Raw genomic sequence first — 11,110 nt, 5'->3', positions numbered from 1 at the left:
CGCTGCGCACCCGTGCCGCGCTCGTAGCGGCCGGACATGGCGGGCCAGAGGCGGCCGTAGCGCAGCGCGAGCAGTCCGGCGACCACGGCGCCGCCGCGACCGCGCTGCTGTCGGGGGCGGGGGCGGCCCTGCGGGTGGCGAGGGCCGAGGCCCCGCATCCCAGGGCCCGGGTGCACTGGCACGAACTCGGCCCGCGGGAAACCCTGGAGCGCCTTGAGCACGAGCGGGAGACGGAACCGCCCGAGAAACGGGAGCAGACCGATGGGCCGTCCCGGAGCCGGCTGCTCGCGCCGGTGAAGTGGACGCGGCGGCTCGCTGGAGCCGTACGGAGCGAACTGGACGACCCGCTGACCCCGGTGCTGGCCGTCGGCTCGGCGGCGTCCGCGATCGTCGGCTCGGCTGTGGACGCCCTGCTGGTGGTCGGCGCGCTCGACCTGAACGCGCTGGTCGGCGGCGTCCAGCGGCTGCGGGCCGAAAAGGCCGTGTCCGGGCTGCTCGCCGAGCAGAAACGGCAGGCCCGGGTGGCCGATTCGCCCGACCAGCCGGACACGCACACCGTGGACGCGGCACGCCTCGCACCGGGCGATGTGATCGACCTGCACACGGACGACGTGGTGCCGGCCGACGCCCGGGTGCTGTCGGAGGAAGGCCTGGAGGTCGACGAGTCCGCGCTGACCGGGGAGTCGGTGCCGACGGAGAAACAGGCCGATGCGACCCCGCACGTGCCGGTGGCCGACCGGCACTCCATGGTCTTCGAGGGCACGACGGTGGCCGCCGGTCACGCGCGTGCGGTCGTGGTGGACACCGGTGAGCGCACCGAGGCCGCCCGCGCCGTCCACCTCGCCGCGCGCACCCCCCCGGCCGCCGGAGTACAGGCCAGGCTGCATGAACTCACCGCGCGGGCACTGCCGTTGACGCTGGGCGGCGGCGCCGCGATCACGGGTCTCGCCCTGCTGCGCGGCACCCCCATCAGGGAAGCGGTCAGCGGAGGTGTCGCCGTCGCCGTGGCCGCCGTACCGGAAGGGCTGCCGCTGGTGGCGACGGTGGCCCAGCTGGCCGCGGCGCGGCGGCTGAGCCGGGCGGGAGTCCTGGTCCGGGCGCCCCGCGCACTGGAGGCGCTCGGCCGGATGGACACCATCTGCTTCGACAAGACCGGGACGCTCACCGAGAACACGCTGCGCCTGGTCAAACTGACCGACGCCGAAGGGCGGAGCCACGCGGCGGGCGACGAGGCGGCGGCCGACACCCTGCGGGTGGCGGCCCGGGCATGTCCCCGGGTCGGTGACAACGACGGGCCGCCGGAGCACGCCACCGACGCGGCCGTCCTGGACGCGGCGGATCCCGATCCCGAATGGGAGCAGTCGGAAGAGCTTCCGTTCGAGGCGGCGCGCGGGTACGCCGCCGCCGTCGGCCGGTCCGGTGACGAACCGCACCTGCTGGTGGTGAAGGGAGCACCGGAAACCGTCCTGCCCGCATGCTCCGAACTCCCCGAGCACGCCTCGGAGTCGGCCCAGGCGCTGGCCGCCGAGGGACTGCGGGTCCTTGCGGTCGCCCAGCGTCGGCTGGGCGACGCCGAGACCGCCCCGGACGTCCTCGAACCGCCCCTGCAACAGCTGGAGTTCGTCGGACTGGTCGGCTTTGCGGACACCCCGCGGGAGACCTCCACGGCTCTGGTGCGAGGCCTGTACGAGGAGGGCATACGTCCGGTGATGCTCACCGGCGACCACCCTCAGACCGCCCGGGCGATCGCCGCCGAACTGGGCTGGCCCGAGGACACGGTCGTGGTGACCGGGGACGAGCTCGCCGACGCGGACCGGTCGGGCAGGGCCCGCATGCTGCGCGACGCGGGTGTCGTGGCACGCGTGGCGCCGGAGCAGAAACTGCAGGTCATCGAAGCGTTGCGGGATGCGGGGCGGGTGGTCGGCATGGTCGGCGACGGCGCCAACGACGCGGCGGCGATCCGCGCCGCCGACATCGGCGTGGGCATCAACACCCGTGGCTCCGCCGCCGCCCGTAACGCAGCCGACCTCGTCCTCACCGACGACGACCTGACGGTCCTGATCGACGCGGTCTGCGAGGGCCGGTCGCTGTGGCACAGCGTCGCGGACGCCGTCGCCATCCTCATCGGCGGCAACGCGGGCGAGATCGGCTTCGGCATCCTCGGCACCCTGCTCGCCGGCAGGGCTCCGCTGTCCACCCGCCAGATGCTGCTGGTCAACCTCTTCACCGACCTGTTCCCGGCGATGGCGGTGGCGGTCACACCGAAGGAGACGGCTGAGCAGTCGGACCCCGACTCGCCGTCGGCCGTGCTCGGAGCGCCGCTGCTCCGGCAGATCCGGCACCGGGCGCTGACGACCAGCGCGGGCGCGCTCATGGCCTGGCTCATCGGCCGCGCCACGCCCGGAACGCCCCGCCGCTCCAGCACGATGGCCCTGACCGCGGTGGTCGGCACCCAGCTCATCCAGACCCTGCTGGACCGGCGGGACAGCACACTGGTCCGCATTGCCTCCCTCGGCTCGGCCGCCGTCCTCGTCGCGCTCATCGAGACACCGGGTATCAGCCGCTTCTTCGGCTGCACTCCGCTGGGCCCGGTGGCGCTGACCGCCGTGGCCGCGTCGATCGCCCTGGCCGTCTGGGGCCAGCGCGCCCTGCCCTTCCTGGAGAAGAAGATCGCGGACCTGATACCGCGCTCATGAGCCTTGGCCCGTCGGCGGCTCACCGTGCCGCCGGCGGGCTTCGGCTGCCCGGCGTGGCTCTGGACGTCCAGCGGGCGCCCGAACCGGCCCTGCCCGAACCGGTCATGCCCGCCCCGTGCGGTACGGCGATCGCGAGCCCCGGTTGCCTGCTCCCGGCGGGCTGGACGGCCCGCGTCCGTGCGGTGACCGCGCTGCGAACGGATTAGATCAACGACCGCTGCTGGACGGTTTGGTGACGAGGCGTGAGACTGAGGGGATCCGACGCCCCGGCCCCAGGACGGTGACCATGGACGACCAGGCAGTACCTCCGCGCGTCGAACTCACCCCGCAGGCCGCCGAGCTGGTGCGCCGGCTGCGCGCCGAGCACGGCCCGCTGATGTTCCACCAGTCCGGCGGCTGCTGCGACGGCAGCGCGCCCATGTGCTACCCGGACGGCGAGTTCCGCACCGGCGGCTCGGACGTGCTGCTGGCCGAGCTGGCGGTGGAAGGCGTCGAGGAGCCGGTCACCTTCTGGATGTCCCGTAGCCAGTACGAGGCGTGGAGCCACACCCGGCTGATCGTGGACGTGGTACCCGGACGGGGGAGCGGTTTCTCGCTGGAGGCACCCGAGGGGGTGCGTTTTCTCACCCGTTCTCGCGTAGTCGACGTCTAGCCGCCCTGCGGGTCACTCTCTTCTGCTGCACTTCCCTGAGTCCTGAGCTACTTGACGAGACATCAGGGGGTGCGGTGACGCATCGTCAGAGACGACTTGCAGCGACGACCCGAACTCTGTTCACGATTCTCACGACGTCCGGCATGATGGCCGGTGCGGCCCTCGCGGGTGCGGCACCGGCCGGCGCCGTGTCGGACGCCGCACAGCTCGCGTCCGGCGTCACCTACCGGCAGTTCGACGTTCCGGCGGCCAAGGGCACGGTCCACGCTCATCTGCTGACCGTCGACCTGACCAACCCGCACGTCCACGTGGACCTCCTCCACCCGGGGGCGGTGGCCGCCCGGTCGCCGGTGTCCACGATGGCGGACGCGGTGGGCGCGGTCGCGGGCGTGAACGGCGACTTCTTCAACATCACCGAGACTCAGCACCCGGGCGTCCAGGCGACCGGCGCGAGCGTCGGCCCGGCCATCGCCCAGGGCAGGCTGCTCAAGGCGGCGGTGCCGAAGGCCCAGCGGTTCGGCCCGTCGCTGCCGCCCGGCACCGACACCACCGACGTCTTCGGCGTCGGCGCGGACCGACAGGCCCGGCTCGACCGACTGACGCTCATCGGCACGGTCCGCACGTCCGACGGGAACCTCGCGCTGCGGGGACTCAACCAGTACGCGCTGGCGCAGGACTCCATCGGCGCCTACACCGCCGCCTGGGGCTCGGTCTCCCGCAAGCGCGCCACCTGCGGCTCGGACACCAACCGGGCGGCCGGATGCAGCACGGACACCTACGAGGTACGGATCCGCGACGGCAAGGTCGTCGCCACGTCCGCCACCCCGGGCAGCGGAGCGATCGCTGCGGGTACGACCGTCCTGCTGGGCCGGGAGGCGGGCGCGCACAAGCTGCGCGGGCTCACCAAGGGAGAACGGGTCACGGTACGCAAGCAGATGGTGGCGTCCGCCTCCAAGGTCCCGTACCGCTTCGCGGTCGGCGGCTACCCGGTGCTGCGCGGCGGCCGGCCGCTGACCGGGCTGAACGACACCACCTCGGCCGTACGCACCGCCGTGGGCTACGCGAGCGGCGGACACAGGCTCCTGCTACTCGCACTGGACGGCGCGGTGGCCTACCGCAGGGGCATGACGATCGCCGAAGTCGCCGACGAGATGCGGGCGTTGGGCGCGGCCGACGCGTTCAGCCTGGACGGCGGCGGCTCCACGACGCTGGTGGCCCGCACCTCGGGGGCGAAGTCGGTGAGCGTGCTCAACCACCCGACCGAGAGCCCGGCGCGCGCCGTGGCGAACGGGATCGGGGTCTTCTGGAAACCCTGACCGGAAGCCACTGACCGGAAGCCCTGAGCCGGCGGCCCACGACCGCCGGCTCAGGACCGCCGGCTCAGGGCCGCAGACTGCTGACCAGGTCCGCGGTCGCGGTGAGCCCACTGTTGATGGTGGGCGCCATGCTGGTGCTGGCCAGGTAGAAGCCGAGCAGCACGCAGACCAGGGCGTGCGAGATCTTCAGCGCACCCTGGCGCATGAAGAGCACGGCCAGGAACAGAAGCAGCAGCACCACAGAGATGGAAACGGCCATCGCGAACCTCCTCCGCCACGCCCGTTTCAGGGCGTTCGGCCGCAAGTGTGGCGTAGCGGAGGGTTGGCCCGTGCCGTCGACACGTTCCCCGTTCGGGTGGTGTCAGGACGCCCGGCGGGTGTCCAGGAAGGCCTCCAGGCCGGCCAGGTCGTCGGTGTTGAAGTAGTCGACGTCGGCGGCGAGCAGTTCGCTCCACAGCGCGTCGCGCGCCGGACCGGCCACGTCCGGGGTGGCCCAGAACCGGACCTTCTGCCCGTTCGCGTGCGCCTTCTGGATGATGCCGCGCAGCTTCTGCCGCTCGGCGGCCGGGAAGTCGCCCTCGCCGAGCCAGGTGAAGTTGAGGGTCCAGTTGTCGCTGATCAGCGGGACGAAGGAGGCGGGCGCCGAGGTGCCGAGGTCGGTGAGCCGGCCGTCATAGAAGGCCCGGCGCACGGTCTGCGCCTCCATCGGCGTGCGCGCGGCGCGGTCGCCGGAGATGACGTTGGTGACGGCACCGGGGATGACGCGGCCGTGGGCGTACGTGGTGAACAGGTGGTTGTAGCGCCGGAGGTGGCGGTCGAGTTCCAGGTACGTCGAGGAGCCCTCGGTCTTGATGTCGATGAGCAGCTGCAGCGGCTCGCGCCACCCCCGGTACACCGAACCGTGGTTGGCCTTCACGATCGCGGCCAGCGGTTCGAGATAGAGGGACTCGAGGGTGCGGCTCGGGTCGAGGTCGTCCGCGGTGTGGCCGATGAGGAGCTGGTCGCCGACGAGGAAGATGTCGGCCTCGACACTGCCGAAGCGGTGGCCGAGCGCGTCGAAGAGGGGGTGGGTGTGCTCGTAGTCGTTGTGGGCGTGGGCACGCCACAGCGGACGCGGGCCGCGGTGGCCGCCGCCCGCCCAGGCCTGCGCGCCGGGCAGTGCGACGGCGCCGGCGAGGGCGGCACCGAGGGTGGTGAGGGCTCTGCGACGGCTGGTGAGGGCCATGATGCTCTGCCTCCCTTGTAGGGCCTTGAGGAACCCAAGGGAGTATGCGGGCGAGCAGAGCCCAAATGGTGCGAGCGTTACGGGATTTGGCTGGACTGCCACCCCCGGTTCACTTCATGCGAACCTCAGCAGAGGCGCGCCCGAAGGGGGCGCCGGGCTGTGTCGAATATGCGGCTCCGCCGCGGGTGCGCGACCGGCCCCCACACACCCGCACCCGACAACCGAAAACTACGGCGCCCGAAGCTCGACCAGCCCGGCCAGCGCCTCCCGATGCGCCCCCGCCGTACCGAAGGCAATCGAATCCGCCTTGGCCCGCTTCAGATACAGATGAATCGGGTGCTCCCAGGTCATGCCGGTACCCGCGTGCAGTTGCAGCGCCTCCTCGGCCGCATGCACGGCAACCGGGCCCGCATAAGCCTGCGCAACGGCCACCGACACGTCGCAATCCTCGCTGGAGGCCAGCGCATCGGCGGCGCCCCGGGCGGCAGCCCGAAGGTTCACGACCTCCAGCCACAGCTGCGCCAGCCGGTGCTTGAGTGCCTGGAAGCCACCTACCGGCCGGTTGAACTGCTTGCGCTCCTTGAGGTACCGCACGGTCTCGGTCAACGCCCAGTCGGCGACCCCGAACTGCTCGGAGGCCAGTAGCCCGGCCCCGGCCCGCAGCGCGCGCCGTACGGCGGGCTCCGCGTCGCCCACCCGGCGTCCGACGGCCCCGTCGAGGTTGACCGTGGCGAGGGGCCGGGTCAGGTCGAGGGAATCCTGCGGGGTGACGGTGAGGGCCGTCGCCTCGACGGCGTACAGACCGCCGTCGTCCACCGGCACCAGCAGCACATCCGCGGCGACCGCGTCGGCGACTCCGGTCAACTCGCCGTACAGTCGGCCCTCTTCGACGCGTACGGTCCTGAAGTCGGTGCCCGGAGCGACGTGCAGCCCCACGGCCAGCGCACCGACGGTCCGCCCGGACGCCAGCTTCCCGAGCAACTCCTCGTCACCGCAGGCCAGCAGCGCCTCCGTGGCCACCACCGCGCTGCTCAGATACGGCACGGGCGCCACCGCCCGCCCCAGCTCCTCAAGGACGACGGCGACCTCGCGGTGCGAGGCGCCCTGGCCGCCCAGCTCCTCCGGCACCAGCAGACCGGCGAGGCCCATGCCGTCCGCGAGGGCCTTCCAGGCCGCCAGGTCGTGCGGGGCGCCGGACTCGGTGCGTGCGATGACGCCGGGCGCGTCGCAGTGGTCGGTGAGCAGGTCCCGTACGGCGGCCCGCAGCGCCTCTTCCTCCTCCGAGTACAGCAGGTCGGGCTGCGTCTTCATCGGGCCAGGTCCTTCCATGCGACGTCCTTGTCGGTGCGCGGCTCGGCCGGCAGGCCCAGAACGCGCTCGGCGACGATGTTCAGCAGGACCTCGCTGGTCCCGCCCTCGATGCTGTTGCCCTTGGCGCGGAGGTAGCGGTAGCCGGCGTCCCGGCCGACGAAGTCCACCAGCTCGGGCCGGCGCATGGTCCAGTCGTCGTACAACAGGCCTTCCTCGCCACGGAGTTCGACCTCCAGGCCGCTGATCTCCTGGTTGAGGCGGGCGAAGGCGAGCTTCATGCCGGCGCCCTCGGGTCCTGGCTGTCCGGCGACGAGCTGCTGGCGCAGCCGCTCGGCGGTGAGCCGGGCGACCTCGGACTCGACCCACAGCTTCAGCAGCCGCTGGTGCAGGTCGTGGGTGCGCAGCTCGGGGCGTTCGCGCCAGGTCCTCACGACCGGGCCGATCATGCCGCCCTCGCGCGGCAGCCGCATCCCGCCGATGGCGACGCGCTCGTTGTTCAGCGTGGTCTGCGCGACCCGCCAGCCGTCGCCGATCCCGCCGAGGCGGCGGGAGTCGGGGATACGGACGTCGGTGAGGAAGACCTCGTTGAACTCGGCCTCACCGGTGATCTGCCGCAGCGGGCGGACGTCCACGCCCGGGTCGGTCATGTCGCAGATGAAGTAGGTGATGCCGGCGTGCTTGGGCACGTTCGGGTCGGTGCGGGCGATGAGGATGGCCCAGCGGGCGTTGTGCGCGCCGGACGTCCACACCTTCTGCCCGTTGACGATCCAGTCTCCCCCACTCTCGGCTTCGCTCGAGCGGGGGGTGCCCCCATCTTCCCGGACGGCCCGGGTGCCGAGCGCGGCCAGGTCGGAGCCGGCGCCGGGCTCACTGAACAGCTGGCACCAGATCTCCTCGCCGATCCACAGGGGCCGCAGAAAGCGCTGCTTCTGCTCGTCCGTGCCGTACCTGAGGATGGTCGGCGCGGCCATGCCGAGCCCGATGCCGTTGCGGCGCGAGTCGTTGTCTGGGGCGCCGGCGGCCTCCAGTTCGGCGTCCACCACGACCTGAAGCGAGCGAGGCGCGCCCAGGCCGCCGAGGCCCTCCGGGTAGTGCACCCAGGCGAGTCCCGCGTCGAAACGCGCCTTGAGGAAGTCGAGCCTGCCGGTGGCGGCGGGCGGGTGTGCGGCCAGCAAGTCGGCCGTGCGGCGCTTGAGTTCGGCGGCGTCGGTCATGCCGCGACTCCCTTCGGCACGACGGTGACCCGGCCGGTGGTGACGCCGTCACCGACCCGCTGCACGGCCGCCGCGGCCTCGGACAGCGGCACCCGCTCGCTGACCAGCGGCTTGATGGCACCGCTCGAGGCCAGCTCGGTGAGCTGCTCGTGGCAGTGCAGGATCAGCTTGGGGTTCTTGGTGGCGTACAGGCCCCAGTGCAGGCCCAGGATCGAGTAGTTCTTCACCAGGGCGTGGTTGAGCGCCGGGCTCGGGATGGTGCCGCTGGCGAAGCCGACGACCACGATCCGGCCCTCGAAGGCGACGACCTTGGCCGACTGGGTGTACGCCTGGCCGCCTACCGGGTCGTAGATCACGTCGGCGCCCCGGGCGCCGGTGGCGTCCTTCACGGCGGCGACCACGTCCTCTGCGCGCCGGTCGATCACCACGTCACAGCCCAGCTCACGTGCCACGACGGCCTTGTCGGCGCCGCCCACGACACCGATGACGGTGGCGCCGGCCGCCTTGCCGAGCTGTACGGCGGCGCTGCCGACCCCGCCGGCGGCGGCGTGCACCAGCAGTGTCTCGCCGGCCTTGAGTCCGGCCCGGCGGTGCAGTCCGAACCAGCCCGTCTGGTATCCGATGTGCAGGGCGGCGGCCTCGGCGTCGTCCAGCGCGTCCGGCGCGGGCAGCAGGGCGACGGCGTCCGCGACGGCGTACTCGGCGAACCCGCCGTGCGGCAGCGTGGGGTTGGCGATCACTCGGCGCCCGTCCTCGGTCTCACCGCAGATCTCCACGCCGGGGGTGAACGGCAGCGGCGGGCGCACCTGGTAGTCGCCCCGGCACATCAGCACATCGGGAAAGTTGATGTTGGCGGCACGCACCTTGAGCAGGACCTGGCCGTCGCCGGGCGTGGGCCGCTCCACCTCCTGGAGCCGCATCACCTCGCTCGGCTCGCCGTTCTCGTGCACTTGCCATGCCTGCATGCGGTGCCTCCACAGACTGCTTCGTCAGGGTCCACCACATACTAAGCGGTCGCTTGACGCCGGGGGAACAGCTGAACAGCTGAGGGAGCGCTGAGGCAACAGCGGACCCGTCAGGCCGTGCCTTTCGGCCGCGCCCGCACATGCATCCGCTCCCCTTGCGGCCCGAACAGGCTGAGGAACTCCACCGGCCCCTCCCCCGTCGACCCGAACCAGTGCGGCACCCGGGTGTCGAACTCGGCCGCCTCCCCCGCCCCCAGGACGACGTCGTGCTCACCGAGCACCAGCCGCAGCTTCCCGGACAGCACGTACAACCACTCGTAGCCCTCGTGGGTACGCGGCTCGGGATCGAGTCTCCGCTTCGGTTCGAGCACCTTGAAGGCCTGCAGGCCGCCGGGCTGCCGGGTCAGCGGCAAGAAGGTACGGCCGTACCGCTCCATCGGCTTGGCCCGCACCCGGGGATCCCCGACCGGCGGGGCCCCGACCAGTTCGTCCAGGGGCACCTGATGAGCCTTCGCGATCGGCAGCAGCAGCTCCAGGCTGGGCTTGCGCAGCCCGGCTTCCAGCCTGGAGAGGGTGCTGACCGAGATGCCGGTGGTCTCGGAAAGGGCGGCGAGGGTGACCTCCCGCTCCTTGCGGAGCCGGCGCAGCCGGGGACCAACCTCCGCGAGAACGTCGTCCGTAGTCATGGTTGTATTGCAGTTTCGGCAAAGACGTTTGTCAATACGGCAGGGTATGCGCGACCGTCGCCCATGGAGGTGGTCACCATGACCGATACGTACGAAGTGGTCGTCGTCGGAGGCGGTGCGGCCGGGCTGTCCGCCGCGCTTGTCCTGGGCCGGGCCCGGCGCCGCACCCTGGTCGTCGACGCGGGCGAGCCGCGCAACGCCCCGGCGGCCCATATGCAGGGTTTTCTGTCCCGGGACGGCATGCCGCCCGAGGAGTTCCTCGCCGTCGGCCGCGAGGAGATCGCGCGATACGGCGTGGAGCTGGTCCGGGACCGGGTGGTGGACGCGGCCAAGGACGGCGAGTTCACGGTGTCGCTTGCGAGCGGCCGGAAGGTCCGGGCCCGGCAGCTGGTGGTGGCCACCGGCCTGAAGGACGAGCTGCCGCCGGTGCCCGGCGTGGCCGAGCGGTTCGGCCGCGATGTGGTGCACTGCCCGTACTGCCACGGCTGGGAGGTGCGCGACCAGGCCTTCGGCGTACTGGCCACGACCCCGATGAGCGTGCACCAGGCGCTGATGGTCACCCAGTGGTCCAAGGACGTCACCCTCTTCCTGCACCAGATCACCGAGGCGGAGCTGACCGACGACGACCTGCGCCGGCTGGCCGCGGCCGGGGTCAGGGTGGTGCCCGGGGAGGTCGCGGAGCTGCGGATCGAGGACGACCGGCTCACCGGTGTGCGGCTCACTGGGGGCACCCCCTCTGGGGGAGGGAGCGTGCACCAGCGGGAGGCCCTCTTCGTATCCCCGCGCCCGGTCCCGCAGAACGACCTGCTCAGGAAGCTGGGCGCGGAGCTGCGGGAGACTCCCTTCGGTGCCTACCCGGTGATCGACGAGCGGGGCCTGACGACCGTGCCCGGGTTGTGGGCGGCCGGCAACGCCAGCGGCTTCGCCGAGCAGGTGGTCAACGCGGCCAGCCGTGGCTATCGCGCCGGTGCGGCGATCAACGGTGAGCTGCTCTTCGCGGACCTGGACGCCGCCCTGGGGGTGTAGTCCGGACCCACCCGTTGCA

Annotated in this window: 11 protein-coding genes; 5 read left to right on the top strand and 6 right to left on the bottom strand. The window is 72.2% G+C overall.

Translation table 11 applies throughout. The annotated features are described in order from the left end of the window. From ABZ396_RS28395 to ABZ396_RS28380, 4 genes are all read left to right on the top strand, one after another. Positions 1-2,696, top strand: a 2,696-nt coding sequence (locus ABZ396_RS28395; RefSeq protein WP_359186262.1) for a cation-translocating P-type ATPase, incomplete at its 5' end; no start/stop codon positions are given. Further along, positions 2,693-2,902 carry a hypothetical protein gene (locus ABZ396_RS28390; protein ID WP_358926028.1) on the top strand — a complete coding sequence of 70 codons (210 nt, stop codon included), beginning with the start codon at positions 2,693-2,695 and terminating at the stop codon, positions 2,900-2,902. The genes ABZ396_RS28395 and ABZ396_RS28390, both read left to right, overlap by 4 nt. Before the next feature lie 80 nt (positions 2,903-2,982). Further along, on the top strand, positions 2,983-3,348 hold the full coding sequence (locus tag ABZ396_RS28385) for a DUF779 domain-containing protein (protein ID WP_358926030.1): 366 nt from the start codon (positions 2,983-2,985) through the stop codon (positions 3,346-3,348). Positions 3,349-3,491: 143 nt separating this feature from the next. Further along, positions 3,492-4,664: a phosphodiester glycosidase family protein gene (locus ABZ396_RS28380; RefSeq protein ID WP_358926032.1), complete on the top strand. Its 1,173-nt coding sequence runs from the start codon at positions 3,492-3,494 to the stop codon at positions 4,662-4,664. 64 nt (positions 4,665-4,728) lie between these two features. Here ABZ396_RS28380 and ABZ396_RS28375 read toward each other — a convergent pair whose 3' ends face one another. From ABZ396_RS28375 to ABZ396_RS28350, 6 genes are all read right to left on the bottom strand, one after another. Next, a complete protein-coding gene (locus ABZ396_RS28375) occupies positions 4,729-4,923 on the bottom strand; it encodes a hypothetical protein (protein WP_358926034.1) in 195 nt (64 codons plus the stop codon). 102 nt (positions 4,924-5,025) lie between these two features. Then, a complete protein-coding gene (locus ABZ396_RS28370; protein ID WP_358926035.1) occupies positions 5,026-5,889 on the bottom strand; it encodes a phosphatidylinositol-specific phospholipase C/glycerophosphodiester phosphodiesterase family protein in 864 nt (287 codons plus the stop codon). Positions 5,890-6,117: 228 nt separating this feature from the next. Continuing rightward, positions 6,118-7,200: an acyl-CoA dehydrogenase family protein gene (locus ABZ396_RS28365; protein WP_358926037.1), complete on the bottom strand. Its 1,083-nt coding sequence runs from the start codon at positions 7,198-7,200 to the stop codon at positions 6,118-6,120. Beyond that, the gene (locus ABZ396_RS28360; protein ID WP_358926039.1) at positions 7,197-8,414 is read right to left on the bottom strand and encodes an acyl-CoA dehydrogenase family protein; all 1,218 of its coding nucleotides are present in this window, start codon (positions 8,412-8,414) and stop codon (positions 7,197-7,199) included. Before ABZ396_RS28360 ends, ABZ396_RS28365 begins: the two co-directional genes overlap by 4 nt. Next, complete coding sequence (locus ABZ396_RS28355) at positions 8,411-9,379, bottom strand: NADPH:quinone oxidoreductase family protein (RefSeq protein ID WP_358926040.1); 969 nt, start codon at positions 9,377-9,379, stop codon at positions 8,411-8,413. Before ABZ396_RS28355 ends, ABZ396_RS28360 begins: the two co-directional genes overlap by 4 nt. A gap of 110 nt (positions 9,380-9,489) precedes the next feature. Next, entirely contained in the window at positions 9,490-10,065 is a 576-nt protein-coding gene (locus ABZ396_RS28350; RefSeq protein WP_358926041.1) for an XRE family transcriptional regulator, read from the bottom strand. Positions 10,066-10,143: 78 nt separating this feature from the next. On the opposite strand from ABZ396_RS28350, the gene ABZ396_RS28345 reads away from it, so the two are divergent. After that, entirely contained in the window at positions 10,144-11,091 is a 948-nt protein-coding gene (locus tag ABZ396_RS28345; RefSeq protein ID WP_358926043.1) for an NAD(P)/FAD-dependent oxidoreductase, read from the top strand. Positions 11,092-11,110 lie beyond the last annotated feature (19 nt).

The sequence above is a fragment of the Streptomyces sp. NPDC005866 genome, assembly GCF_040629895.1.
In the GTDB taxonomy this organism is placed as follows: Bacteria; Actinomycetota; Actinomycetes; order Streptomycetales; family Streptomycetaceae; genus Streptomyces.
Note: the sequence above shows the minus strand (reverse complement) of the source record. Positions and strands in the feature narration are given on the sequence as shown.